General features: G+C 67.8%; 22 protein-coding genes, 1 tRNA gene and 1 riboswitch. Of the genes, 12 read left to right on the top strand and 11 right to left on the bottom strand.

The window, feature by feature from the left end; genetic code table 11:
* Positions 1-2 precede the first annotated feature (2 nt).
* From K254_RS0119775 to K254_RS0119765, 3 genes are read right to left on the bottom strand one after another with little or no spacing between them, the layout of a single operon-like run.
* Positions 3-824 carry an ABC transporter permease gene (locus K254_RS0119775; RefSeq protein ID WP_196811016.1) on the bottom strand — a complete coding sequence of 274 codons (822 nt, stop codon included), beginning with the start codon at positions 822-824 and terminating at the stop codon, positions 3-5.
* A gap of 8 nt (positions 825-832) precedes the next feature.
* Positions 833-1,894, bottom strand: a complete 1,062-nt coding sequence (locus K254_RS0119770; RefSeq protein ID WP_026556803.1) for an ABC transporter substrate-binding protein — start codon at positions 1,892-1,894, stop codon at positions 833-835.
* Between the two features lie 14 nt (positions 1,895-1,908).
* On the bottom strand, positions 1,909-2,718 hold the full coding sequence (locus tag K254_RS0119765) for an ABC transporter ATP-binding protein (protein ID WP_035750397.1): 810 nt from the start codon (positions 2,716-2,718) through the stop codon (positions 1,909-1,911).
* A 321-nt stretch (positions 2,719-3,039) separates the two neighbouring features.
* Here K254_RS0119765 and K254_RS0119760 point away from each other — a divergent pair, with 321 nt between their 5' ends.
* Together K254_RS0119760 and K254_RS0119755 are read left to right on the top strand one after the other, a co-directional pair.
* Positions 3,040-4,305 carry an aconitase X catalytic domain-containing protein gene (locus K254_RS0119760; RefSeq protein ID WP_026556801.1) on the top strand — a complete coding sequence of 422 codons (1,266 nt, stop codon included), beginning with the start codon at positions 3,040-3,042 and terminating at the stop codon, positions 4,303-4,305.
* A 1-nt stretch (position 4,306) separates the two neighbouring features.
* Positions 4,307-4,723, top strand: a complete 417-nt coding sequence (locus tag K254_RS0119755) for an aconitase X swivel domain-containing protein (RefSeq protein WP_026556800.1) — start codon at positions 4,307-4,309, stop codon at positions 4,721-4,723.
* Between the two features lie 102 nt (positions 4,724-4,825).
* On the opposite strand, the gene K254_RS24375 is transcribed toward K254_RS0119755, so the two are convergent.
* A complete protein-coding gene (locus tag K254_RS24375; protein ID WP_035750395.1) occupies positions 4,826-6,091 on the bottom strand; it encodes an MFS transporter in 1,266 nt (421 codons plus the stop codon).
* Positions 6,088-6,579: a MarR family winged helix-turn-helix transcriptional regulator gene (locus K254_RS0119745; RefSeq protein WP_231391922.1), complete on the bottom strand. Its 492-nt coding sequence runs from the start codon at positions 6,577-6,579 to the stop codon at positions 6,088-6,090. Before K254_RS0119745 ends, K254_RS24375 begins: the two co-directional genes overlap by 4 nt.
* Positions 6,580-6,803: 224 nt before the next feature.
* A riboswitch (cyclic di-AMP (ydaO/yuaA leader) is annotated at positions 6,804-6,962 on the top strand.
* A 4-nt stretch (positions 6,963-6,966) separates the two neighbouring features.
* Here K254_RS0119745 and K254_RS26375 point away from each other — a divergent pair.
* Positions 6,967-7,674: a hypothetical protein gene (locus K254_RS26375; RefSeq protein ID WP_051389425.1), complete on the top strand. Its 708-nt coding sequence runs from the start codon at positions 6,967-6,969 to the stop codon at positions 7,672-7,674.
* A gap of 98 nt (positions 7,675-7,772) precedes the next feature.
* Here K254_RS26375 and upp read toward each other — a convergent pair whose 3' ends face one another.
* A complete protein-coding gene (gene upp, locus K254_RS0119735; protein WP_026556798.1) occupies positions 7,773-8,408 on the bottom strand; it encodes a uracil phosphoribosyltransferase in 636 nt (211 codons plus the stop codon).
* Between the two features lie 22 nt (positions 8,409-8,430).
* On the opposite strand from upp, the gene tadA reads away from it, so the two are divergent.
* Positions 8,431-8,934: a tRNA adenosine(34) deaminase TadA gene (tadA, locus tag K254_RS0119730; protein WP_442853066.1), complete on the top strand. Its 504-nt coding sequence runs from the start codon at positions 8,431-8,433 to the stop codon at positions 8,932-8,934.
* 28 nt (positions 8,935-8,962) lie between these two features.
* Here tadA and K254_RS0119725 read toward each other — a convergent pair whose 3' ends face one another.
* The 3 genes from K254_RS0119725 to K254_RS0119715 all read right to left on the bottom strand — a co-directional run bounded on the left by K254_RS0119725 (position 8,963) and on the right by K254_RS0119715 (position 11,707).
* Positions 8,963-9,874 (bottom strand): GlxA family transcriptional regulator, encoded by a 912-nt coding sequence (locus tag K254_RS0119725; RefSeq protein ID WP_026556796.1) that lies wholly within the window; start codon positions 9,872-9,874, stop codon positions 8,963-8,965.
* A gap of 6 nt (positions 9,875-9,880) precedes the next feature.
* Complete coding sequence (locus tag K254_RS0119720) at positions 9,881-10,465, bottom strand: cysteine hydrolase family protein (RefSeq protein ID WP_026556795.1); 585 nt, start codon at positions 10,463-10,465, stop codon at positions 9,881-9,883.
* Positions 10,466-10,534: 69 nt separating this feature from the next.
* Positions 10,535-11,707, bottom strand: coding sequence for a DNA glycosylase AlkZ-like family protein (locus K254_RS0119715; protein ID WP_051389424.1), 1,173 nt, complete (start codon positions 11,705-11,707; stop codon positions 10,535-10,537).
* A 79-nt stretch (positions 11,708-11,786) separates the two neighbouring features.
* Here K254_RS0119715 and K254_RS0119710 point away from each other — a divergent pair.
* Positions 11,787-11,876, top strand: a tRNA-Ser gene (locus tag K254_RS0119710).
* A gap of 693 nt (positions 11,877-12,569) precedes the next feature.
* Here the strand turns inward: K254_RS0119710 and K254_RS0119705 are convergent.
* Positions 12,570-13,880: a glycoside hydrolase family 125 protein gene (locus K254_RS0119705; RefSeq protein ID WP_026556793.1), complete on the bottom strand. Its 1,311-nt coding sequence runs from the start codon at positions 13,878-13,880 to the stop codon at positions 12,570-12,572.
* Positions 13,881-13,983: 103 nt separating this feature from the next.
* Here K254_RS0119705 and K254_RS24365 point away from each other — a divergent pair, with 103 nt between their 5' ends.
* The 5 genes from K254_RS24365 (at position 13,984) to K254_RS0119680 (ending at position 19,100) form a co-directional block, all read left to right on the top strand.
* On the top strand, positions 13,984-15,366 hold the full coding sequence (locus K254_RS24365) for a glycoside hydrolase 5 family protein (protein ID WP_155848636.1): 1,383 nt from the start codon (positions 13,984-13,986) through the stop codon (positions 15,364-15,366).
* 49 nt (positions 15,367-15,415) lie between these two features.
* Positions 15,416-16,690 (top strand): cation:proton antiporter, encoded by a 1,275-nt coding sequence (locus K254_RS24360; protein WP_081710271.1) that lies wholly within the window; start codon positions 15,416-15,418, stop codon positions 16,688-16,690.
* 100 nt (positions 16,691-16,790) lie between these two features.
* Positions 16,791-17,429, top strand: coding sequence for a hypothetical protein (locus K254_RS0119690; protein WP_026556792.1), 639 nt, complete (start codon positions 16,791-16,793; stop codon positions 17,427-17,429).
* Between the two features lie 86 nt (positions 17,430-17,515).
* Positions 17,516-18,298 carry a YcnI family copper-binding membrane protein gene (locus tag K254_RS24355; protein ID WP_035750393.1) on the top strand — a complete coding sequence of 261 codons (783 nt, stop codon included), beginning with the start codon at positions 17,516-17,518 and terminating at the stop codon, positions 18,296-18,298.
* Positions 18,299-18,446: 148 nt separating this feature from the next.
* The gene (locus tag K254_RS0119680) at positions 18,447-19,100 is read left to right on the top strand and encodes a DUF4232 domain-containing protein (protein ID WP_231391921.1); all 654 of its coding nucleotides are present in this window, start codon (positions 18,447-18,449) and stop codon (positions 19,098-19,100) included.
* A gap of 125 nt (positions 19,101-19,225) precedes the next feature.
* Here the strand turns inward: K254_RS0119680 and K254_RS0119675 are convergent, their stop codons facing one another.
* The gene (locus tag K254_RS0119675) at positions 19,226-19,792 is read right to left on the bottom strand and encodes a hypothetical protein (RefSeq protein ID WP_026556790.1); all 567 of its coding nucleotides are present in this window, start codon (positions 19,790-19,792) and stop codon (positions 19,226-19,228) included.
* 240 nt (positions 19,793-20,032) lie between these two features.
* Here K254_RS0119675 and K254_RS0119670 point away from each other — a divergent pair, with 240 nt between their 5' ends.
* Both K254_RS0119670 and K254_RS0119665 read left to right on the top strand, forming a co-directional pair.
* Complete coding sequence (locus K254_RS0119670; protein ID WP_035751106.1) at positions 20,033-24,961, top strand: DNA glycosylase AlkZ-like family protein; 4,929 nt, start codon at positions 20,033-20,035, stop codon at positions 24,959-24,961.
* Positions 24,954-25,796, top strand: coding sequence for a DNA-formamidopyrimidine glycosylase family protein (locus tag K254_RS0119665; protein WP_026556788.1), 843 nt, complete (start codon positions 24,954-24,956; stop codon positions 25,794-25,796). The genes K254_RS0119670 and K254_RS0119665 overlap by 8 nt, the downstream gene beginning before the upstream one ends.
* The last annotated feature ends 95 nt before the right edge of the window (positions 25,797-25,891 follow it).

Raw genomic sequence — 25,891 nt, 5'->3', positions numbered from 1 at the left:
AATCAGCCTCTTCCCCGCCAGTGGACCAGCTTCTTCTCCAGCAGGCTCAGGGCCAGGTTCAGCAACAGTCCGATGATGCCGATCAGGATGATGCCTATGAAGACAGTGGGGATGTCGAAGAAGAGTGCGGCCTGGTTGATCAAGAAGCCCAGGCCCTTCTGTGCGCCGACGAGCTCCGCGGCCACGACCACAGCCCAGCTCAGTGCGAGGGCCGTCTTGAGTCCGGTGAAGATGGACGGCAGTGCTGCCGGGACGATGACTTTGAAGAATTCCTGGGTCTTGCTGACACCCAGGGTCGCTGCCGCCCGGCGGTAGGCAATCGGAACTCCGGCTGCGCCCGACTGGGCGTTGACCACTGTGTAATTGAATGACGTCACCGCGATGAGGATGACCTTGCCGGTCTCGCCCAGGCCGAAGTAAAGCACGGCCATGGGGATGAACGCGATCGGCGGGATGGGCCGGATGAAGGACATGATGGGCGAGAGTGCCGCCGAGATGACCCTGTTGTAGCCGGCTACAAGACCGACGACGATGCCCACGACCGAACCGATCACGAAGCCGCTCAGGGTACGCGTCAGGCTGGTGGTGATGTGGCCCATGAGGCTGGAGCCCTGGTAGCCGTCCTTGATCAATTCCAGAAAGCGTGACACAAGTGCCTGGGGCGTCGGCAGTTGCTTTGGGCCCAGAATCCCAGTGTTCGTCACGACGAACCAGACCGCCATGATGGCACCCAGGGAGATGAGCGAGATGGCCACGCTGGGGAACGGCTTGCTCGTCTCCGCGTCCACCCCGACAGGGGCCTGCTGTTTGACTACATTTGTCACGACCATGGCTACTTCACTCCTGCGGCCACGGCGGCCTTGATGTATCGGGAGTCGAGGGCGGCCTTCAGCGTGTCCACAGGAACTGGGGTCTTGATGACACCGAGCTGGGCGAACGTCTCCGAGGCCAGGGTCAGTTGGGCCAGGAGCCCCTTCTCATCGGTGAAGGAAAAACGTGTTCCGGCATCCAGTTCGTCCTGGAGCGTCGGCTGGGCTGCGATGTAGCGGCGGGCGGTCTCCTTGGCGACTGCTTCGCTGACGCTGAGCCGCTTCATGAGGACCTGCGTGGCCACGTTGCTGTCGGCGTTGATATCGGCGCGGGCCTTGCTTAGGGCACGGAGCATCTTCTGAGGCACTTCGGGGTGGGCGTCCAGGAATTCCGGGCGGCCGGCGTGCATTTCGGGGCAGGCGCCACCACCGGGCACCCACTCCGTGTCAAACCCGATGAGCTTGTTGCCCTGCTGCTCCAGGTCCACCAGATAGGGAGACCAGCTGAAGCCGGCACCGATGGACTTGCTTTCGAAGGCGTTGGCGAACAAGTTGGGGCTGATGTTGACGGTGTCCAGGTCCGAGTACTTCAGGCCGGCAGCGGCCGCCGCATGGTAGGCGGACACCTGGGCACAGGTACCTGTGGGGACGCCAATCTTTCCGGCCTGGGCAAGATCCTTGACGCTGGCAATGGGCGAGTCCTTGGCGACTACGAGGCCTTCGGCAGAGGAAGCATCGCCCTCGAGGGTGATGTACCGCAGCGGGATGCCCTGTCCAAGGGCAAACACGGAGGCCAGGCCAGTCGTAACAATGTCCAGACTTTTGCTCTCGAGGCCGGCCAGCAGCGGGGTGCCGGTCTGGAACACCTGGAACGTCGGGTCGAGTCCTTCGGCTTGGAAGTAGCCACGCTCGGACGCAACGTAGAAAGCAAGGTACGAGCCTTGGGCCGTGCCCCAGTTGAACTTGATGGCCTCCCCCGATGCCGCGTTGTTTGAGCCGGCCTCGGCTGCATTGCCACAGGCGGTCAGGCTGGAACCGAGGACGAGGGCGGCTGCCGCAGCGGCCAGAAGTTTCTTCTTCAGCATTTCATGTGCTCCTGTCAGTGGGCCGCGTGGGAGGCGGTGGCTTCGTGTTGGACTGTCTCCAGAATCTGGTGTTCGAGCCCAGTGAATAGTTCGGAGGTGAGGAAATCCAATGAGCGGGGCTTCGGCTCTTCCACTGCGACTTCCAGTTTGACGCGGCCGGGGCGGGCGCCCATGACGATGACGCGGTCCGAAATGTAGATGGCTTCGGTGACGTCGTGTGTGATGAAAAGGATGGTTGGTTTGAATTCGCGCCACAGCTCCAGCAGCAGCTGTTGCATGAGGATTCGGGTTTGGTAGTCGAGCGCACCAAATGGCTCATCCATGAGGAGGACTTCGGGGTTGGAGATCAACGCCCTGGCGATCTGGACGCGCTGCTGCATGCCACCGGAAATCTGGTACGGGAAGTGCTTTTCAAAGCCGTTGAGTCCTACTGCACGGATCAGCTTTTCCGCACTGGCCATGTATTGCTCCTTGGCCACGCCGCGGGACTTGATGCCGAACGTGATGTTCTCGAGGACATTCATCCACGGGAACAGGGCCGCCTGCTGGAACACGACGGCCCGGTCCGGACCGGGCTTGACGATGGCCTTCCCGTCGAGGCGCAGACTGCCATTGGTTGGGGCATCAAAGCCGGCCACCATGTTCAGCGCCGTGGACTTGCCGCACCCGGTGGGGCCGACGATGGAGACGATTTCGGACTTGTGGACGGTCAAGTCCAACCCGACGAGGGCACGGACTTGGTCGCCCGTCTTGGACGGTGAAGCGAATAGCTTGTCGACCTGGGAGAAGACGATCTTCTCCTGGGTTGGAAGAGTGACGCTCATGCCTTGCTCCTTCAAGCGGCTGGCACCGGCGGCCGGCTGTGTCGTCATTGACGTGCTCCTGACCAGTGGACCGCACTAGGGGTTGGTAAGACGTATGGATACGTATTGTGGTAACCGTAGCCAATTGTGAGCTGGGTCGCAAGGTCTGCCGAAAAGTTTCCAAACCCGCCCGCCACCATCGGCATAAATCCCGGTATTTCAAGGAAGTATGTGACGATCCGGCAGTGCCTACTGGGGCCGGGTACTTGCGGACGAAGGATCGCAGGTCTATAAAGGTACTGAAACGTATCTAAACATATCTCAAAGCTTGAGGAGACACCGATGCACCTTACCGATGAAGAGCAGGACATCCTGGCTCGAGGAGATGCCCTTGCGGATGCCTTCCGCGAACAGATCCAAGTTGGCGAGTTTTTCGGCGCCGAGCGGATGGTCCCTGTCAGCAACGCGCACTTCATGGGGGATCCCGAGGTGTTCGGCGACGCTGGGGCGGCCTATCTTGCCCGCCTCACCGCTGCGGGGCTGCGCACCGCAATTCCCACCAGCCGCAATGCCACCTGTGTGGATCTGGAGCATCTGGAGAGCTTCCAACAGTCCAAGGAACTGGCGCAGGGGGAAATCGGAGTGCGCAAGCAGCTGACGGCTCTGGGCGTCATGGCCGTCAATACGTGCATCGGCTACCAGACGCTCTACCAGCCCCGCTTAGGTGAACATGTTGCCTGGGGCGATACCGGAACCGTGGCATACGCCAACTCCGTCCTCGGTGCCCGCACCAACTATGAATCCGGCACCGCGTCCCTGCTTGCAGGGATGACCGGCCGCACGCCGGCCTACGGTTTCCACCTCGACGAAAACCGCAAGGCCAACGCCATCGTCCGAGTTGCGGCCACCATGGGAGACCTTGCGCACTGGGGCGCACTTGGCGCCGTGGCCGGAACCAGATACCGCGGCTACGACAACGTAGTGGCATTCGTTCTCCCGGACGGCGTCATTCCAAGCTCAGATGCCCTGAAACACTTGGCTGCGGCCATCGCCAGCTACGGTTCCATGGCCATGTTCCACATCGTCGGACAGACTCCTGAAGCCTCCACCCTGGACATGGCGCGCGGCGAACGTGGCTTGTTGGGCGAGGGGGAATTCAGCCAGGCCGACCTGGAGGAGTTCATGGGCAGCTACTCCCCCGACGACCTCGCCCCGGACGTGGTGGTGTTCACGGCTCCACAGCTGTCCATGTTCGAGATCCAGGACCTGGCCCTCAAACTTGAAGGCCGCAAGATCCGCGAGGGCACCAAGATGATCATCACCACGAACCGCAGCGTCTATGTCGAGGCCGAACGGACCGGCCTGCTGCAGACCATCACCGGATCGGGCGCATCCATCCTCCAGGACACCTGCTGGTACCTGATGGACCCCGCACAGCAGCGCAAGTCCTTCGGCTGGAACACTCTGGCCACCAATTCCGCCAAGCTGGCCAACATCGTCAAGGCACATGGCTACACGCCAACCGTCCTGACCACGGCCGAGTGCATTCTGGCTTCCACCGTTGCCCTCGTTGCCAGCGGGGCAGTCTCCACCCAGAAGGGCAACTGACATGAAATTCAACCTCACCCGCGCCGTGGGAAAGACCATCGAAGGCGAAGCCCTGGTCAGCCCGGTTCCGTTCAGCGCCCGCTATGACCTAGACCGGGTCAATGGCGTCATCAGCCGCATCGGCCACCCACTGCAGGGCGAGTCGATCAAGGGCAAGATTTTTCTGGCCCCGGGTGTGCAGGGCGGCGTCGCGGCCGGCTGGGCACTGCTGGCCATGGAGGCCCGGGGCGTCGGCTTTGCCGGCCTGGTCTTCGGCGACACCAACCCCGTCATGGTCCAGGGCGCCGTCACCGCCGGGATTCCAATTGCCAGCGGCCTTGCCCTCGAGGCGTTCGAGCAGATCAAGACCGGTGACTACATCAGCCTCGATCCCTCAACCATGGAGTTGACGGTGCTCGAGTCCTTCCGCGTGGAATGACCCGTGATGGCTATTGCCAGCTGGGCCCCGCTGTCCACGCGCGCGTGGACAGCGGGGCGGTCCTGCCCGGATTGATTGCCGGACAGGAGCCGCTCTGCGCCTCTAGTGGTGCAGTGCGTGCCGGAGCCGGACCGGAGCCAGATCAGCCAGCTGGTCCCGCAGCCGGACGCCGTTGCGCCTGTTCATCATGGCCAGAGCCATGGCTCCGGCAGCCAAAGCCACCACTGCCCCGATGCCCAGCGACCAGCGGGCGCCGAATTCGGTGCCGATCCAGCCCACCAGCGGCGCCCCCAGCGGCGTGCCGCCCTGCAGCACCACCATGTAGACGGCCAGCACGCGTCCACGCATGGCGGGGTCGGTGGAGAGCTGCACGGTGGTGTTGCAGGCATTCATGAAGGTCAGCGCCGCCAGACCCACCGGAATAAGCGCAATCGCGTAGAGCCAGTAGCTGGGCATGGTGGCGGCGATGGCGGTGAAGAGCGCGAAGCTGAGCACTCCGCCCAGCACGTAGAGCATCCGGGTGCCCTTGCGCCGGGCGGCAAGCAGGGCCGCGGCCAGAGTGCCGATGGCCATGATGGAGCCCAGCAGCCCGTACTCCCCCGGGCCCAGGTGGAAGACCTCGGTGGCCATCATCGCGTTGGTGATCTGGAAGTTCATCCCGAAGGTGCTCACCAGGAAGACCAGCACCATGATCATCATCAGATCCGGCCGTTGGCGGATGTACGCGAGCCCCTCGCGGATCTGCCCCTTGCGGCGCGGCACGCGTTCGACGGGGTTCAGTTCGGCGGAGCGCATTTTGGCCAGCGAGATGATCACCGCGGCAAAGCTGGCGGCGTTGAGCAGGAAGGCGGCGCCGGTCCCCACCCAGGCGATGAGCAAGCCGGCAATGCCGGGGCCTGCCAAGCGGGCAAGGTTGAAGGAGGCGCTGTTGAGGGCGACGGCGTTGGGCACGTCGCGGGTGGAGACCACTTCGGAGACGAAGGCCTGGCGGGCCGGCGCATCGATGGCACTGGCCACACCAAGGGCAAGTGCCAGCGCGTAGACGTGCCAGAGGACGGCGGTGTCGGTGACCACCAGCAGTCCCAGCACCAGGGCGCACAGCCCCATGGCCGTCTGCGTGGCCAGCAGCAGCTTGCGCTTGTTCACGCGGTCCGCCAGCACTCCGGCGTAGGGTCCAAGGAAAATGATGGGGAGGAATTGCAAACCCGTGGTGATGCCCACGGCGGTGCCCGAATTGTGGGTGAGCACGGTGAGGACCAGCCAGTCCTGGGCCACCCGCTGCATCCAGGTGCCGATGTTGGAAACCAATGCCCCGCCCACCCAGAGCCGGTAGTTGTATACCTTCAGGGCACGGAACATTGTGTTCATTTTGCGCTCATCTCCGCCAGGATCGCGGCCGCGCGGCGCAAAACAGCGCGGTCTTCGGAACTAAGCTTGGCCACGCGTTTGGCCAACCATTCGGTGCGTTTGGTGCGGGCCTCGGACAGTGCCGCGGCTCCGGCGCCGGTGATGCCCACCAGCACCTGGCGCCCATCCGTGGGGTGCGAGGTGCGTTCCACCAGCTTGCTGGCTTCTAGGGCATTGACGATCCGCGTCATCGACGGAGCCGCGATGTTCTCCCTGTCGGCCAGGGCCCGCAGCGTCATGGGTTCGCGGGCGACGGCGGCCAGAACGGAATATTGGCCGGGCGAGACGGTGTCGGAGCTGGCCTCGGCGCGAAGCCGGCGCGAGGTGCGCATGATGGCAATCCTCAACTCCACCGGCAGCGGAGCGGGTGTCCTGGGCTTGGGCTGGGCGGGCGGCACCGCCGTCGTCGTACTGCTTTTTTTGGGCTTTTCCTGCGTCATCAAAGTCATCTACCTGTGGCTGCGTTGCGTATCACTAAAGTGTTGTCGTACTTATTAGCCTAGGTCATTAGCAATGCTAAGTAAATGACGAATGCCTCACACGGTTCCCGCCACCATTGATCTTCGTTACCAAAGCGTGACTATTCGCCTCCCGGTCTGTACAGTGGGGAGGGTGCCGTCTGCAGCCATCAGGCTCACTGGCATCCACGGGCGGTTCGCCGAGCTCTGCCGCCGCCCGAGGCCCGTTCACATCTTTGGCAGAGACGGGGGACCCACGATTTGCGGGCCTCCACCTAGTGGTTGCCCTTGGGGTTAAGCCGGTGCCTTGCGCCCGGCCGGATGCTCTCCATCCGAACCCGACAGCTCACCTCGCAGGCGTCGAGAGAGGCCACCCGCATGTCCACGAAACCCCACCACGGGCGCCGCCGCGCCCTGCCCGCCCGCAAACAGTCGCTGGCCAGCCAGCTCTGGGCGGCCGCACCGAAGCCCACCGCCGCGGGCCAGCGCATGGCAGTCGTCGCCGTCGCCGGAGCCCTTTTGGTGGGCATGGGCGCCGCCACCTCCCCGAGCGGACAGGCCAGCGCCTCCCCCGCCCGGGCCAGCTCCACCACTCCGCTGGACGCCTCCGCCGTCTCGGCCGACGGCGCCGACGCCGACATCACGGCAGCGGCCGATGCCCCGCTGGCCTTCGCCCGCCCCACCGTGGGCTCCAGCAGCGAAAACACCACCAACGTCCCCGCCCTCAAGGGCGTCTCGGATGCCGTGGCCCCCCTGGGCGCCAACGGTGGGGCCATCAACGACCCCGCCGGCGCCAAGGCCTACGCCGCCAGCCAGATGGCCGCCTTCGGCTGGGGCCAGGACCAGATGAGCTGCTTGGTGCCCCTGTGGCAGCGCGAATCCGATTGGACCACGACGGCGGAGAACCCCTCCAGCCTGTCCTATGGCATTGTGCAGGCCCTGCCGGCGTCCAAGATGGATTCCGCCGGGACCGACTGGCGCACCAACTACCAGACCCAGATCCGCTGGGGACTGGGCTACATCAAGGACCGCTACGGCAACCCCTGCGGCGCCTGGGCCCACTCGGAATCCGTCAACTGGTACTAAGCCGCTGTATGGTCCCGGTCGGCCGGGCAGCCCATTAGACATAACGAAGGGCCGGACGCTGCAGCGTCCGGCCCTTCGTTATGTCTGTTTGGAGCTGGTTAGTCGACGACGCCGTAGAGGCGGTCGCCGGCGTCGCCCAGGCCGGGAACGATGTAGGAGTTCTCATCCAGCTTCTCGTCGATGGAGGCCAGTACGATGGTGACGTTCTTGCCTTCGAGCTCCTCGCGCAGGATCTCCAGACCCTCCGGGGCGGCCAGCAGGCAGATGCAGGTGATGTCAGCAGCGCCGCGGGCAAAGAGGAACTTGATGGCCTCGCGCAGGGTGCCGCCGGTGGCCAGCATCGGGTCCAGCACGTAGACCTGGCGGCCGGTGAGGTTGTCCGGCAGGCGCTCTGCGTAGGTGATCGCCTCGAGGGTTTCCTCGTTGCGGGCCATGCCCAGGAAGCCAACCTCGGCCGTCGGGAGCAGGCGGACCATGCCCTCAAGCATGCCCAGTCCGGCGCGCAGAATCGGCACCACCAGCGGCGTCGGCTTCACCAGTCCGGTGCCGACGGTGGCGGTGACGGGGGTTTCAATGTTTACGGGTTCCACGCGCACCTCGCGGGTGGCCTCGTAGGCCAGCAGGGTGACGAGTTCCTCCGTCAGCTGCCGGAAGACCGGCGACGGGGTGTTCTTGTCCCTAAGAACCGTGAGTTTGTGGGCTACAAGCGGGTGGTCCGCAACGAGTACGCGCATAGATAAAAGCTACCATTGAGCCGTGCCAACAACCCCGGAAAACCGCCAACACGAGTCCAGCCCCACATCCCTGGCCCACCAAAAGTGGATGGGCATGGCCCTGGACGCCGCCCGGGGCGCACTGGCCACGGCCGACGTTCCCATTGGCGCCGTCGTGATCGGGCCCGACGGCGCGGTGCTGGGCACCGGCCGCAACGAGCGCGAGGCGCACGGGGATCCGACGGCGCATGCCGAGGTGGTGGCCATCCGCGAGGCGGCTGCCGCGCTGGGTGAATGGCGGCTGGCTGACTGCACGCTGGTGGTCACGCTGGAGCCGTGCACCATGTGCGCCGGGGCCATTGTGCTGGCACGGGTGCCGCGGGTGGTGTTCGGCGCGTGGGATGAAAAGGCCGGGGCCGCCGGCAGCGTCTTCGACGTGCTGCGCGAACGCCGGCTGAACCACTGGGTGGAGGTCTACCCGGGAGTGCGTGAGGACGAGTGCGCGGCCCTGTTGAAGGATTTCTTCGCCGGACACCGCCAGGGCTGACACCGCTGGGCCGGACCGCTTCCCTGGGTCAGGCGGCGCGGGCCCGCAGACGGCGCAGCATCCGCGCGTCGTCGAAGCCCACAGCAGCGGCGGCCGATTCCACCGTGCTGCCGTGCTGGATCAAGGACTGCGCCTCCTCCAGCCGGAGCAGCTGTTGGTAGCGCAGTGGTGTTAACTGCACCGCGTCGCTGAACGCCCGGGTCAGCGTGCGTTCGCTGACGCCCACGCTGCGCGCGAGATCCACCAGCGGCAGCCGCTCCCGGAACCGCTCGTCCAGTACGTCCTGCGCCTGGTGGACCACATCGCTGAGATGGGCGCGGTGCCGCAGAATGCTGCTCTCCTGCGGGGCGTTGCCATTGCGGCGCGTGTACATGACCATTCCGCGGGCCACCCGCGCCGCCATGGCGGGACCCTCCTGCTGCGCCACGACGTGGAGCGCCAGATCGATGCCGCTGGCAATCCCTGCCGAGGTAAGGATCCGGCCATCCTGGGTGTAGAGGACATCGGCCACTACATGCGCCCTCGGAAACCGCTCCGCCAAGCCCCGCTGCAGATCATGGTGCGTGGTGCAGCGCCGCCCGTCCAGCAGCCCGGCCAGGCCCAGCGACACGGCGCCGGAGCAGACGCTGGCCACCCGGCCGCCGTCGTCGTAGTGGCTCCGGAGTTTAGCCAGCGACGGCGGCGACAACCGGGCCGCCGCGGCCACCGTGGGCGCCCTTCCCCCGGGCACCAGCACTATGTCACCCTCGGCCAGCTCCGGCCATACGGACGACGGCGCCAGGGGCAGGCCCTGCGCGGAGACGAGCGGAGTGGTGGCGTCGGCAACGAAGTGCAGCGTGAATGCAGCACCCAGCTGCGCGGCGTCGCCGAACACCTGGGCCGGGCCTGCCACGTCCAGCAGGTGCACCCCGTCCATGAGGGGGAGAACTATGGCGGTCATATCCGGTCACTGTACTCCGACGGCCTCATCCACGGTGCGGATGGTGGCAAAGCGGCCGGCGAGGGCATAGCAGGTGCGCTCCACGGTCTCGGCTGTCCCCAGCGTGCGAGGGTCCGCCATGATCTCCGCCAGGCTGCGGCCGGCCGGAGCATCCCAGTGCTCGATCGGCATGGTGGCCGTCGCGTCCACGATGTAGTCCACCCGGTAGCCCAGATCGCTGGCTACCCGTGCGGTGGTTTCCACGCACTGTTCCGAGCGGATCCCGCACACGGCCAGCTCGGTGATCCCGCGCTCCACCAGAAACTGCTGCAGGCCCGTGGTGGTGAAGGCGTTGTGGGCCGTCTTGGTGAACAGCGGCTCCCCCTTTTCCGGTGCCAGTGGGGCGATGGGCACATTGAAGCCGTTCACCGCATCGAACACCGTGTCCGTGCCGGGCTCGTTGTGGATGATCCAGACGACGGCGTCCCCGGCTGCCCGGTAGTGGTCCACGAGCCGGCCCACCTGGGCCGCCACATCCGGGTTGGAGACAGCGTTCCAGGACTCGCGCTGGCGGAAGGATTCTTGAACGTCAATAACGAGGAGTGCTTTCATACCCTTCACGCTAGTGTCGTTCCGCCGTGTGCGGGAGGGCATTGCGGGACAGCTGCCGGACGGATCTGGTCAGCCGGCGGCGTCGAGTGCGTCGATCCGCTTCTGCCGGCTGGCCGGCGAGTCCAGCGAAAAGGAGCGGAAATCGCCCAGGTCCTCACGGATGAACTCCTCCACCTCGGCAATGCGGTTCTTGACGGCAGTGGTGGCAGCCCCGAACAGCCAGTGCGCAATGCGCTCCTTGTCGGGGTCGTACTGCCACAGCCCGATGATCCGGCCCCGGTCCACGATCGGGTGGTCCGGCAGATCCGCCTGAATGGCCAGCGTGGAATCCAGCAGCTTGCGCCCCTTGTCCTCCTCGGCAAAAAGCTCCTCCGAGTTGCGGCGGAGCAGCACCAGCGAATCGGTGCCTGCCAACAGCTGGATCTGCTCGTCTGCCGGAACTTGGAAGGCTTCGAATGCCTGCGCATCGTCGGGAAGAATCCACAACCCGTGGGACTCCACGGCCCCGGCGTCGGTGAGCGCGGCCTTGGTCTGCGCCACAGTGAAGGCCGTGAACCACTGCGTCTGCTTCAGCGTCGCTCCCCCGGTCCAACCCAGATAGCACTCCATCAGGCGGGCGCGGGCCTGATGGTCCGTCAGGCCGCTGCCTGGCAGATCCCACGCCGTGTACGCGTAGCGCTGCTGGTCCAGCCGGCCGTTGACAGGCACCCTGCGGATGCGGCCCGTGGCCTGCAGCAGACCCAGCGCCGTGGGCAGCGTGGTGGAGGCACCCTTCTTCTTGCCCTCCTCCCCCAGGCTGCGGACGGCGTCGCCCAGCACGTCCTTGAGGTCCTTGGGATCCAGCGGGCCGCGCTCCTGCAGAGCGGCGTACGCCCGTTCCTGCAGCGTGGCGAGCTCCGCCGTCGCCACCCCCAGCTTCTCAACGACCTTGGCCGTGGCCGCAGCGGCGCCGCCGCCCAGTTGCAGCCCCCAGGCAAAGTCCTCTGAACCCAGGGCATAGGTGCAGCCCCGCGCCGTGGGGAGCTCGTGGATCTGCAGGGCTGCGACGTCCGCATCCGCCTGCGGGCGCCGGATGCCGGCCCGGGCAAAGAGCGTCAGGTAGGGGTTGGCCCCACCCACGGACCTGGCCCATCCCGCACGACCCAAAACCTTGGCCGAGTCTGCCCCGGCCAGCGAGCCGTCAAGCCCCTGCTTGTGCCACGACCAGGCCCGGAGTTTGGCAACATCCATCTCTGCATCCATGGCACCATCCTGCACGAACCCCGGCTGTGGAGGCCTCATTTTGGGATCAGCGCCCTGTGTCCGGTAAGGTAATCGAGTTGGTGACGTGTCCGAGCGGCCGAAGGTGCAACACTCGAAATGTTGTTTAGGTGAGAGCCTAACGTGGGTTCAAATCCCACCGTCACCGCCAATCAGAAAGGCCCTGCTTACCTTGTAAACAAAGGGAAGCAGGGCCTTTTGCTTTGCCCGGGTTGGCCTCGTCGGCAAAGAATTGGCAAAACTCTCTGAGGGCAGACGCATCCGGCCGCCACCTTTGCGTGGTGTTGTCCTCTTCCCCACCACGGACCTCAAGGTCGCATCAGAGTGGTTCGAAGACATGCCAGCTGCGGGCATGCTGAGGGACTGGTCACCAAAGGCACCGCCGATCCGTACCAGCTATCGGCCCGCTGGGGGTGAAATAGAGCACTCGAATCCGCCAAGGGCGTCTGCGGGCCAGTGACCAGACCCATCCCGCAATCGTCCTAGTTCGGCTGTCTCCTTGTTGTTGCTCGGTAGCTTGCGTTTCCCGAGCGAGTACATGGCTAGTGCCAGGCCAGCCGAAACGGTCTTCTCTTGGAGATCCGGGGTGAAGGAAGTCATGGACGCCAGCTAAGCCAAGGCCTTCCGACCTCGCCCGCATCCTCCCGCATGGGCTGTGGTTCCATTTGACCTGTCCCGATCAGATTCCCTCGAATCCAGGGTTTGCGTCTGCCTCGCCGGAAAACCAGCGAGGCAGACGCCCTTTGTCATTCCTGCGGTCCGTTCTGCGCAGTGTTTAGAGTCAATAGTTGTGGGCTGCGCACAGTCTCGGGACAAACACGGCGCAGAACGGCAGGTGCCGCCCTCAGACGGCCACCCCTGCGTACTTCAGCGCCAGCTCGCAGAACATCGAGTTGGCCCAGGAAAACCAGGGCCGGGTGAACCGCGTGGGGTCCGCCGGGTCGAAGCCCTCGTGCAGAAAGCCCGTGCCTCCATCGGTGTCCCGCAGCAGCTCCAGCATCCGCAGTTCCTCCGCGCGGGATCCGCTGGTAAGGCCCTGGACCGCGAGCGCGATGTGCCAGATGTAGCCGGGTGGTGTGTGCGGGCTGCCAATTCCAGAGGCAAACGAACCGCTGTTGAAGTAGGGGTTCTCCGGGCCCAGGATGAACCGCCGCGTGGCCAGGTACAGCCGATCGTCCGCGGGCACGGCGCTGGTGAGCGGCAGGGACAGCAGGCTGGGCATGTTCGCATCGTCCATCAGCAGCACCCCGCCCATACCGTCCACCTCGTAGGCGTGGATGGGTCCGTGTTCCGGGTGTTCCACCACCCCGTGGGCGGCGATGCCGGCGGCGATCTCCCCTGCCAGCGCGGCGGCTGAGGCTGCCAACCGGGCGTCGTCAAAGACCTCGCTGGCCAACTCCGCGATGTGGCCCAGGGCGAGGTGCGCGAAGTGGTTGGCCGGAATGTTGTAGCCGTAGACACAGGCGTCGTCGCTGGGCCGGAATCCGCCCCACGTCATGCCCGTCACCGCCACCGGGGCGCCCAGTCCGCCGTCGGACAGCGTTTCCGAGGCCAGCGTCGTCGCCCGTTCAAACCGGTAGGGCGAGTTGGCGCGGTGGTCCTGTTCGGTGCGCCACTGCTCCACGATGGTGGCCAGCGCCTGGTGCACGTCCAACGTGAGGAAGTCCGTACGCCCGCTCGCCCGCCACAACTGGTGCGCCAGCTGGACGGGAAAGGCCAGGGAATCGATCTCGTACTTGCGTTCCCAGATCCACGGATCGTCGCAGGCATCGTCCGGATCGTAGGAGGCGCCGTTGGGCTCCCGGTTGAAGGCATTGGCGTAGGAATCGTGGTTGATGAAGGCGAACTGCCGCCGCACCAGCCCGGCGACGACATCGAACAGGGCGCCGGTGGAGCCCACCAGCGGCAGGAAGGGGCGCATCTGGGCCGAGGAATCCCGCAGCCACATGGCGGGGATGTCACCAGTGATCACAAAGGTGGAGCCGTCCTCGTCCCGGGAAATGGTGGTGTCCAAGGTATTGCGCATGCAGGCCAGGAACATCCGCGCGAGCCGCTCGTCCCCGGTGGCGGCACGGATCTTGGTGGCGCAGTCCTCAAGAACGACGGCGATTCCGGGCTCCGCGGAGAGGGCGGGGCCGGGGGTGGTTTCGGTCATGGGCGGGCGGCCCTTTCCATATGTGGCGGAGGTCATATGTATTGTCATCCATAAGCGCGCTCGAGGGCCGCATTCCACCGTTCTACAACGTTAGGCAGAATTCATGGGTCAGCTGCACACCCGCTTTGGCGCAAACTACACACCGTCGCAGGGTTGGTTCCACCATTGGCTGGACTTTGACCTGGATGTTGTGCGCCGCGATCTGGACTCCCTTGCCGCCCTGGGCATGGACCACATCCGGGTGTTTGCCCTCTGGCCGCATTTCCAGCCCAACCGCTCCCTCATCCGCCAGCGCTCCATCGACGATCTGTTAAGCGTCGTTGATGCGGCGGCCGAGCGCGGCCTGGATGTCTCCGTGGACGGCCTGCAGGGCCACCTCTCCAGCTTCGACTTCCTGCCCGCGTGGACGCAGACCTGGCACGGCGCCAATCTGTTCACCGACGCGCGGGTGGTGGCCGGCCAGGCCGAGTACCTCAGGGCCCTGGCCACGGCGCTGGCCACCCGGCCCAACTTCCTGGGCATGAGCCTGGGCAACGAGTTCAGCCAGTTCAGCTCCGCCATCCACCCGCAGCGCAGCGCCCCCACCACCGCCGAGGCGGACGCGTGGCTGGAAACCATGCTGAATGCCTGCAAGGAGGGCGCACCCAACGCGTGGCACCACCATTCCGAATACGATGCCGCGTTCTTTGACGGCCGCCACGGGTTCACCCCGTCCATGGCCGCGCGCCACGGCTCGATGAACACCGTGCACTCGTGGATCTTCAACAACACCGCCCAGCTGTACGGCGGCATGAGCGAGCCCAGCTTCCGGCTGGCCGAGTACCTCATCGAGGTCTCCCGCGGCTGGTCCTCGGATCCGGACATGCCCATCTGGCTGCAGGAGGTGGGGGCGCCCAGCCCGCACGTCAGTGCCGAGGATGCCGCGGAATTCACCCGCCGCACGCTGGCCTACGCGATGGACTGCGAAAACCTCTGGGGCGTCACCTGGTGGTGCTCCCACGACGTCAGCCGCGGCCTGGCGGACTTCCCCGAGCTGGAGTACAGCCTGGGCCTGCTGGCCAACGACCAGACGGTCAAGCCCCAGGGTGCGGCCCTGGCCGACGCCGCCCGCGGGTACCGGGAGCAGGCGGACAGCCGCCCGGCCCCGGCGCCCCGGACCACCGCTCTGGTGCTGGATGTGGGCGATGAGACCTCCGCCCCGAACCGCGAACAATGTGCCCCGGGCGGGCTGTTCTTCGAGGCATGGATGGCGTTGGCGGCCGACGGCGCCCGGCCCACCGTGGTGCTGGCGTCCAAGGCCGACGACGCCGGACATCTCGCCGCCCGCGGCATCACCCGTCTGGTGCACCCCGCCGACGTGGACACCACGGCCATCCGCCACGACGGGGGCGGCGCAACCGGGGGCGGCGCCGCCGGCCTCCGGCCCACCGCCTCAGGCGGCGCAACCATGCAATCCGCAGCCGCACAGCCCGTCAGCAATGGCTGAGACCGGCACGTCCGGCACCGGGCCGGCCTAGGCAGACGGAGGGCGGGCAGTGGACTTCTTCACGTTGGCGCTGATCGCCGTCGTCGCCCTGGCCGGGCCGCTGCTGGCCTGGCCGGCGAAATGGCATCTGCCCGTGGTCCTGGGGCAGCTGCTCGCCGGGCTGCTGATCGGCCGCTCCGGGCTGCACCTGGTGGATTCGGCGAACCCCGTCTTCACCTTCCTTGCGGACCTGGGCTTTGCACTGATCATGTTCGTGGCGGGCAGCCACGTGCCCATCCGCGACGCCACCATCCGCAGTGCCGCAGCGGCCGGGGCCCTGCGTGCGCTGGGCGCTGCGGTGCTCGCCGTCGGCATCGGGTTGGGCATTGCGGCGGTGTTTGGCACCGGCCACGCGCCGATGTACATCGTGCTGCTGGCCTCCTCCTCGGCGGCCCTGGTGCTGCCGATCGTCGATTCGCTGCGGCTGCGCGGGCCTGCGGTGCTGGCGATGACGGCGCAGGTCGCCATCGCCGATACGGCAGCCATCATCGCCCTGCCGCTGGCCGCCGACCCGGCCAATGCGGGGCGCTCCGCGCTGTTTCTGGCAGCCATCACGGGCTGTTCCATTGTGCTGTTCTTCCTGCTGCGCGGCTTTGAGCGCAACGGCGTCCGGAACCGCCTGCACAAGGTCTCGGAGTCGCGCCGTTTCGCCATGGAACTGCGGATCCAACTGGCCATCCTCTTCACGCTGGCCGGCATTGCCGTGGCGGGCCACGTCTCCATCATGTTTGCCGGCTTCGCGTTTGGCCTGGTGGTGGCCGCCGTCGGCGAACCACGCCGGCTTGCCCACCAGCTCTTCGCCGTCGGCGACGGGTTCCTCGGGCCGGTGTTCTACGTCTGGCTGGGCGCCTCCATCAGCCTGGGCGATCTGGCCAGCCACCCGCAGATGATCGCACTGGGCCTGAGCCTGGGTGTGGGCGCTCTGCTGGCCCACGGGGCCATGCGGCTGTTCGGGCAGCCAGTGGCCCTGGGCGTCCTGACCGCCGCCCAGATCGGCCTGCCGATTGCTGCGGCCACCGTGGGCAAGCAGCTGGGCATCCTGGCACCGGGCGAGGATGCCGCCCTGCTGCTCGGTGCACTGGTGACCATCGCGGCCGGCGCCCTGGCCGGTTCCCGTGCCACGCGGACCTTCGCCGTCGAGGGTGGGCCCGACGGCGGCGCGGACGCCGCCAGCGCATCCGGTGCCGGTCCGGACGGCGGCCCAGGCACCGGTCCAGGCACTGCCGCCGGCGCCGGTCCCGACGCCGGTCCTGCGGCCCCGCAGGCCGGACCCGGTGGACAGTAGTGCCGGCAAATGTCGACACGTTGCACCACCCGGGACCCGCTCTTGCGCACCCTTCGGTACAATGAGGCAGATTATTCCGGATGAAGGGAGGCTTGTGCCAATGCGTACACCGCCCTTCCGCCTGCTCCGGTCCGCCTCGCTGGGTGCGGCCATCCTGGCCCTCGCTGCCGCGGCGCACGTAGCCGCCGGCGGCGTCCTGCCGGCCCCGCTGATTCTGGCGGCCATCGCCGCCCTGACAGCGCTGGGCACCACAGCCGCCACCCGGTTCAAGCTCTCCCTGCCCGCCATGGTGGGCCTGCTCGGCGCCAGCCAATTTGCCTTGCACCAAGCCTTTGACACCCTCTCGGCAGGGCTCCACCAAAGCGTGGACATGCCCTCCCTGCACGACCATTCGCTCTCCGCCGCCGCCCAAACGGCCGCGGCGCTGAAGGATGCGACGGCGGCCGGCCTCGGCGAGCCTGTGGCGGCCATGGCCGTCCACGATGGCTCCTGGGCCATGCTGGCAGCCCACGCCGCCGCCACGCTGGCCACCGCCATCGTGCTGGCCCGCGGCGAGGACGCCCTGTGGGCACTGGCCGGCTGGCTTCGCCCGCTCGTCCGCCCCGCCGTCGTCACCGCCGTCTTCCCCCAGCTGCCCGCAGTGCCGGTGTCCGGCACCTCCGCGGCACCGCGCCCCTGGCGCTATCTGCGCAGCCACAGCCGGCGCGGGCCCCCGGACTTCGCGCCCTCCTTCGCCTAGCACCCCTCTCGGACGGATCTGTGGGGGTGCCATTTCCCATCCCCACATTTTCTGCGCGCCCTTTGGCGCACCCGAAAGGCAATCCCATGACCAGCAAGACCATCTCCCGCACCCTCAAGACCACCGTCGCCGTCGGCGCCACCGCAACACTGATGGGGCTCGGCCTTGGCGCCGCCTCCGCCCACGTCTCGGCGGATCCGACGTCCACCGACGCCAACACCTACTCGGCGGTGTCCTTCGCCATCGGCCACGGCTGCAACGGCTCCAACACCACGTCAGTGGCCATCTCGCTGCCCGCGGAGCTGAACGATGCCACCCCCACGGTGAACGCCAACTGGACCATCGCCAAGACCACCGAGAAGCTCGCCGAGCCGATCAAGCAGGCCAACGGCAGCTCCATCACCGAGCGGACCAGCGTCATCACCTACACCGCCAAGGCGCCCCTGGATGCACACCAGCGGGACGTGTTGACCCTCTCGCTCAAGGTTCCGGACACTGCAGGCAAGACGCTCTACTTCCCCACGCTGCAGACTTGCGAGACGGGCGCGACCAACTGGGCCGACGTCCCCGCCGACGGTCAGGACCCCGAGTCCCTGAAGTCCCCCGCCCCCAGCCTGGTGGTCACCGCTGCCAGCGCTGAGGGTGATGGACACGGCGGCCACGGTGCCGCTGCCACGGCCGGCGGCGGGACCACGGCTGCTGCCGAAACCACGGCAACCGCTGCCAACCAGACCCCGGCCTGGATCGGTCTGGGCGCGGGCGTGATGGGTCTGGTGCTGGGTACCGTGGCGCTGTTCCGCACCCGCAAGACCAGCCCGGCCGTGGCCACCGCTGTGGGCAGCTCCGGCACGGGCGCCGCCGGCAAGTAGTCCAACCCAACGGCCCGCCCGAGGGTGGGTGCAGCAAGAACGGCGGTGCCTCTGGGCGCCGCCGTTCTTGCTGCTGCTTATGTTGCAATTTGAACGCGGCGGCCGTGCCGCAATTGACGCGGGCACCGCTGGCGGACAGGGTGGAACCATGAACACCACAGGACCTGCCATGGGGGCAACGGCGCGTCGCGGCCTCTCCCGCAAACTCATCATCGCTGCCCTGCCCGCCGCTGCCCTTGCCCTGGCACTCACCGCCTGTGGAGGTGGCCAGACACCGGCCTCGACGACGACCACCGCCGACAGTTCACCGTCCGAGCAGACGACGTCTGCCAGCCCCACCGCAACTGCCACGCCCAGCACCGCGCCGTCCACCTCCGCGGCCGCTGCCCTGTGTACGGCGGCCATGCTGAGCGGTTCCGTGGACGACTCCGGCGGCGGCGCGGCCGGCAGCATCTACATGAAGCTCATCGTGAAGAACACCACCGACAAGGTGTGCATCCTGGACGGCTACCCCGGCGTCTCGCTGGTGGGTGACGGCAATGGCACCCAGATCGGCGCCGCGGCCGACCGCGACCCGGCAGCGCCGTCGTCGGGCCCGATCACGCTGGAACCGGGGGCCTCGGCCGCCGGCGTCCTGCGCTACACCCAGGCGGGGAATTACCAGAATTGCGAGCGGGTGGAGGCCGATGGGCTGCGGGTCTACCCGCCCAGCGCCACCGATGCGCTCTACATCGCGCACCCCTTGACGGCCTGCTCCAACGAGGACATCAAGCTGCTGACCATCGGGGCCTTCCAGCCGTAGCCGGGCCCACCGCCAACCAGGACAGCCATTCCCTTCGAGGACGCAACTACAACTGCGTCCCGGACGGGGGTGGCTGTCCTGCATTGGCTTGATCGCAACGTTGGATCCGGCCGCGGCGCGTCCGGTTAGGAGGCCCTCGAGTCGTCCAGATCCTCCTGCAGGAAGTCCAGCACGTCAATGTCTTCCTCGTGGACGGTGCGGCGCCTGCCGTGGCGCAGCAGGTGCAGCCGGTTGGCGGCAAAGGCGCAGATCGCGGCGGCCAGGGCGTGCATCAGACCACCCCAGACGGGCGCCGCCACCACGGCAGAGAGCAATCCGGCCACGGCCACTCCGGCACCGGCCGTCACCAGAATGCGCGTGCGTTCAAAGACGCCGTAGGCCACCAAACCGCCCGCGAGCGCCAGCCACGGGCCGCAGCCGCGCAGGAACGGCAGCAAAGAGCCCAGCAGCACGCCGGCCAGCACTGCTGCGACAAGGTAAAGGTATTTTTTGGGCTCTTCGCCCCAGGTGGACGGGTGCTTCCACAGCCAGAGGGCGGAGCAGGCACCCCACAGCAGCGAGGCCACCACAAAATACTGCGGCACAGCCCCATAGGTGGGGTTCGTGACAAGGTCAACGGCCGCGCCCAGCAGGAACAACAGGGACAGACCGAGCAGGGGCACCCAGTTGTTGCCCGCATGCCGCGAAACCACGGCCCCTCCATCCCCGCTGTACGCACCCTTGCCGCAGAAGAAAACCGAGCGGTGTGCACGGGAAACGGCAAAGGCAGCATTGCCATTTGTACCGCCAGATTACAACGAATACCCGGGGTGTGGAGACGGGCGCACCGTCCCCGGACAAATGTCGCACCGTTGCGGCATGATGGAGCCGTGCCGCCAAAGAAAACCGCAGGCCTGACAGTGCCGCCGGACGCCGCCGCCGGGTCCTCCCCGATGGCCCAGTTCACCGCGCCCACCCGCACCTGGTTCCTGGGCGCCTTTGGCTCGCCGACCCCTGCACAGGCCGGTGCCTGGCAGGCGATTTCGGCCGGTGCCCACTCCCTGGTGGTCGCCCCCACGGGCTCCGGCAAGACGCTGGCAGCCTTCCTCTGGGCGCTGGACCGGCTGATCTCCGCCGAGGCGTTGGAGGACGACGGCGGGGTTCCGAAGTCCAGCGGCACCAAGGTGCTGTACATTTCTCCGCTGAAGGCGCTCGGTGTCGACGTCGAGCGCAATCTGCGCGCACCGCTGATCGGCATCACCCAGACCGCCAAGGGCATGGATCTGCCGGCCCCGCATGTCAGCGTGGGCGTGCGCTCCGGTGACACCCCGGCCAGTGAGCGCCGCCGCCTGCTCAGCCACCCGCCGGACATCCTGATCACGACGCCGGAATCCCTGTTCCTCATGCTGACCTCCAAGGCACGCGAGACCCTGGCCAGCGTGCACACCGTGATCATCGATGAGGTCCACGCCGTGGCCGGGACCAAGCGCGGCGCCCACCTGGCCGTGTCTTTGGAACGGCTGGACGCCCTGTTGGACTCCCCGGCCCAGCGGATCGGCCTCTCCGCCACGGTGGAGCCGCGGGAAACGGTGGCCCGCTTCCTGGCGGGCACGGCACCCGTTGAGATTGTCGCCCCGGCGAGCACCAAGAATTGGAATCTGACCGTCACGGTGCCTGTGGAGGACATGACGGAGCTCCCCTCCGCCGCCTCCGCACACGACCTCGGACCAGCCTCCGGATTGGCGCCGAATGCCTCCATCTGGCCGCACGTCGAGGAGAAGATTGTCGACCATGTGCTGGCCAACAACTCGACCATCGTCTTCGCCAACTCCCGCCGCCTGGCCGAACGCCTGACCGGCCGGCTCAACGAGATCTACACGGAACGGCTGGCCCTTGCCGCCGAAGCACCCGGCGCCTTCGGGCTGGATGCACTGCCCGGGGACGGCGGTGCCACGTCCGGCAGACCCTCCACCGCCGTCCGACCACAGTCACAGGCACGGCTGCCCGCTGAGATGATGGCCCAGGCTGGGTCGACGTCAGGGGCCGAGCTGGTGCTGGCCAAGGCCCACCACGGCTCGGTGTCCAAGGAGCAGCGCGCCTTCATCGAGGACGACCTCAAATCCGGCCGGCTGCGCTGCGTCGTGGCCACGTCCTCCCTGGAACTGGGCATCGACATGGGCGCCGTGGACCTGGTGATCCAGGTGGAGTCCCCGCCCTCGGTGGCCAGCGGCCTCCAGCGCGTGGGGCGCGCCGGCCACCAGGTGGGCGAGGTTTCCCAAGGTGTCCTCTTCCCCAAGCACCGGGCGGATCTGGTGCACTCCGCGGTCACCGTGGAGCGGATGCTGGCCGGGCAGATCGAGCCGTTGTACATCCCGGCCAATCCGCTGGACATCCTGGCCCAGCAGACGGTGGCCGCCGCCGCCCTGGGCAGCATCGATGTGGAGGAATGGTTCGACACCGTCCGCCGCAGCGCCCCGTTCAATGCCCTCCCCCGCTCCGCCTTCGACGCCACCTTGGATCTGCTGGCCGGGCGCTACCCTTCCGATGAGTTTGCCGAGCTGCGCCCGCGCATCGTCTGGGACCGGGTGGCCGGCACGCTGACCGGCCGCCCCGGCGCACAGCGGCTGGCCGTCACCTCCGGCGGCACCATCCCGGACCGCGGGCTCTTCGGCGTCTACATCATCGGCACCGAGGCCGAGGGGGTCCCGGGCACGGCATCGAACAGCGGTTCCCGCGGCGGGCGGCGGGTGGGCGAGCTCGATGAGGAAATGGTCTACGAGTCCCGGGTGGGGGATGTCTTCGCCCTCGGCGCCACCAGTTGGCGCATCGAGGACATCACCCACGACCGCGTGCTGGTCTCCCCCGCCTTCGGCCAGCCGGGCAAGCTGCCCTTCTGGAAGGGGGACTCCCTGGGCCGGCCCGTGGAACTGGGGCGCGCTGTCGGCGCCTTCACCCGCGAGCTCAGCGCCGCCCCACGCGAGGAGGCCCTGGCTCGCTGCGAGGCCACCGGGCTGGATGCCTGGGCAGCCAACAACCTGCTCAGCTATCTGGACGAGCAGAAGCAGGCCACCGCCGTCGTGCCCAACGACAAGGTGCTGCTGGTGGAGCGCTTCCACGATGAGCTGGGCGATTGGCGCGTGGTCCTGCACAGCCCCTTCGGCATGCCCGTCCATGCGCCGTGGGCGCTGGCCGTGGCCGCGCGGCTCCATGCCCGCTATGGGCTGGACGGCTCCGCCATGGCCTCCGACGACGGCATTGTGCTGCGTGTGCCGATGATGGACGATGAGCCGCCGGGTGCGGACCTGTTCCTCTTCGACCCGGGTGAGCTGGACGGCATTGTCACAGCCGAGGTGGGCGGCTCGGCGCTGTTTGCCAGCCGCTTCCGCGAGTGCGCCGCCCGAGCGCTGCTGCTGCCGCGGCAGAATCCGGGCAAACGCTCGCCGCTGTGGCAGCAGCGCCAGCGCTCCGCCCAGCTGCTGGACGTGGCCCGCAAGTACCCCAGCTTCCCGATCGTCCTCGAGACCGTCCGCGAGTGCCTGCAGGATGTCTACGATCTGCCGGCCCTGAAGGAAATTGCCTCCTCCATCGAACGGCGCGAACTGCGCGTGGTGGAGACGACGACGCAGCAGCCTTCGCCCTTTGCCCGCTCGCTGCTCTTTGGCTACGTGGCATCCTTCCTGTACGAGGGCGATTCCCCGCTGGCCGAGCGCCGCGCGGCAGCACTGTCCCTGGACCCCTCGCTGCTGAACGAGCTGCTGGGCCGGGCCGAGCTGCGAGAACTGCTGGACCCCAAGGTGATCCTCCAGACCGAGGCCGAGCTGCAGCGGCTGGCCCCGGACCGGCTGGTGCGGGGCATCGAGGGTGTGGCTGATCTGCTGCGCCTGCTCGGACCGCTGTCCGTGGCGGAGGTGGCGGAACGCCTCCAGCCCGAGGACGACGGCGGTGCGGGTGCCGCGGGCGGCGCACCCGGCCCGCGCAGCGGGGCCGACACCACCGGCGACTCGGGCACGCCCTCCGGTGTAGATGCCGCCGGCGGCGCACCATCACCACCTGCCGCAGCAGCCGCGGCGCTGTCCCATTTGTCCGCCTTGGTGCGGGTGAACCGCGCCCTGCGCGTCAACATGGCCGGCGGGGAGCGCTTTGCCGCGGTGGAGGACGCCGCCCGGCTGCGCGATGCCCTCGGCATTCCGCTGCCCATGGGCATCCCGCTGGCGTTCATCGAACCCGTGGCCGATCCCCTGGGCGATCTGCTGGGGCGCTATGCGCGCACCCACGGCCCCTTCACGGCCGGCGAAGCCGCGGTCCGGCTGGGACTCGGCGTCGCCGTCGTAGCCGGTGGGATGGCCCGGCTGGCCGCCGACGGCCGCGTGGTGGAGGGCGAATTCCGCCCCCAGGGTCTGCTCGCAACGGCCGATCTGGACGGGGAGTCCCCCGCCCCGGCCCTTTCGCCGCTGGGCGGACCGCCTAGCGAGTGGTGCGATGTCGAGGTGCTGCGCAAGCTGCGCCGCCGGTCGCTGGCGGCCCTGCGGGCGGAGGTGGAGCCGGTGGATCCGGCCACCTTTGCCAGGTTCCTGCCCGCCTGGCAGCATGTCAGCGCAGCATCCGCCGGTGCTCCGCTGCGCGGACTCGACGGGCTGTTGACGGTGGTGGACCAACTGGCGGGCGTACCCATTCCGGCGTCGGCCTGGGAGCCGCTGGTGCTGGCCGCGCGCGTCGCGGACTACCAACCCGCCATGCTGGACGAGCTCATGGCCAGCGGTGAGGTCCTCTTTTCCGGCGCCGGCTCGCTGCCCGGCAACGACGGCTGGCTCTCCCTGCACGTGGCCGAGGCCGCCCCGCTGACACTGGACCCGGCCGCGGACTTCACCCCCACCGAGCTGCAGCAGCGGGTGCTGGCCCAGCTCTCCGGCGGCGGCGCCTACTTCTTCCACCAGTTGCGCGAACTGGCCGCCGGCCCGCTGCCCGGCTCGTCCGCCGTCGACGGCCTGTCCGGCGGCATCCTGCCCTCGGACGACGAGCTGACCACGGCCCTGTGGGATCTGGTGTGGGCCGGGCGGCTGGGCAACGACACCTTCGCCCCCGTGCGCTCGCTCATCGCCGGCGGCCACACGGCCCACCGGCAGCGCCCCACGCCCTCGAGGCTGCGGCCCGCCGGACGCTACGGACGCCTGGGCCGCGCGCCCGGGCTGGCCGGCGGCGCCCTGCGCAGCGCGCCTCCCCTGGGGGCCGGGCGCTGGAGCCTGCTGCCCGGCCAGGAACAACACACCACCGTGCGCACGCACGCGCTGGCCGAGCTGCTGTTGGACCGCTACGGCGTCATCACCCGCGGTTCGGTGGTGAGCGAGGGCATTCCCGGCGGCTTCGGCCTGATGTACAAGGTGCTGGCCCGGCTGGAGGAGGGTGGCAAATGCCGCCGCGGCTACTTCATTGAGCATCTGGGCGCCGCGCAGTTTGCCGTGCCCGCCACCGTGGACAGGCTGCGCTCCTTCAGCGAGGACGCCACCCTCAACCCGACGCCGCCCCAGGCCCTGGCGCTGGCCGCCACGGACCCGGCGAACCCCTACGGGGCGTCGCTGCCCTGGCCGGCGCTGGACGTCGGGCACCGTCCGGGCCGAAAGGCCGGTGCCCTGGTGGTGATGGTCGACGGCGCACTGGCGCTGTATGTGGAGCGCGGCGGCAAGACACTGCTCGCCTTCACCGAGGACGACGGCGCCATCTCCTTGGCTGCCCGGGCCCTGGTGTCGGTGGTGCACCGGGGAACGGTGGACAAGCTGGCCATCGAAAAGGTCAACAGCGGCGACATCCTGGACACCCCGCTGGCCAAGGCCCTCGTGGAGGCCGGCGCCTACACAACCCCGCGCGGATTGCGGATCCGTGCCTGAGGGCGACACCGTCTGGCGGCAGGCGAAGCTGCTCCGCGGGGCGTTGGCCGGACGGGTGCTGACGGGCTGCGACCTGCGGGTGCCGGCGTTTGCCACAGTGGACTTCACCGGCAGCACCGTGGACAGTGTCGACTCCCGCGGCAAGCACCTGCTGGTCCACGTGGCCGGGCATGTGATCCATTCGCATCTGTCCATGGAGGGGATCTGGGAGGTCTACCCCGCTGCACCCCAGGGCCGTTCCGGTGGTCCGGGCCGTTCCGGCAGCCCGGCGGCGCGCTGGCGAAGGCCTGCCCACACCGCCCGGGCCGTGCTGTCCACAGATGCAGGCACCGCCGTCGGCTTCTCCCTGGGCCTGCTGGAGGTGGTCCCGGAACGCGAACTGGAGAACGTCGTCGGCCATCTGGGGCCGGATCTGCTGGGCCCGGGCTGGGACGCTGCCGAGGCCCTTCGCCGGCTGCTGGCCGAACCGGAGCGCCCTGTGGGACTGGCCCTGCTGGACCAGCAGAACCTGGCTGGGATCGGCAACATCTACCGCAATGAGCTGTGCTTTCTGGCCCACGTCCACCCGGAAATGCCCATCGGCCGCGTGCCGGAGCTGACCCGGCTGGTTGACCTGGCCAAGCGGCTGCTGGAGGCGAACAAGGACAGGCCACGGCGCAGCACCACCGGCGGACCTGCCGCCGGGGACGCGTCGTCGTGGGTCTACGGCCTGGCGGGCAAACCGTGCAAGCGCTGCGGCTCCGTCATCCTGCACGCAAAGCAGGCGGATCCCGCCTTTCCAACCCGCCAGCCGCGGGACATCTACTACTGCCCCCACTGCCAGCCAGTTCTCTGACCTGGCCCGCAAACCCCACGCACGCCGCACACCCCCACCCCCAAACACCTCCGCCGAACAAACATTTGGGGACAGTGTTGGAGCCCGGGACTATC

The sequence above is a fragment of the Arthrobacter sp. 35W genome, from assembly GCF_000482545.1.
GTDB lineage: Bacteria > Actinomycetota > Actinomycetes > Actinomycetales > Micrococcaceae > Specibacter.
The sequence above is the reverse complement of the archived record's forward strand: the minus strand, read 5'-3'. Positions and strand labels throughout refer to the sequence as shown.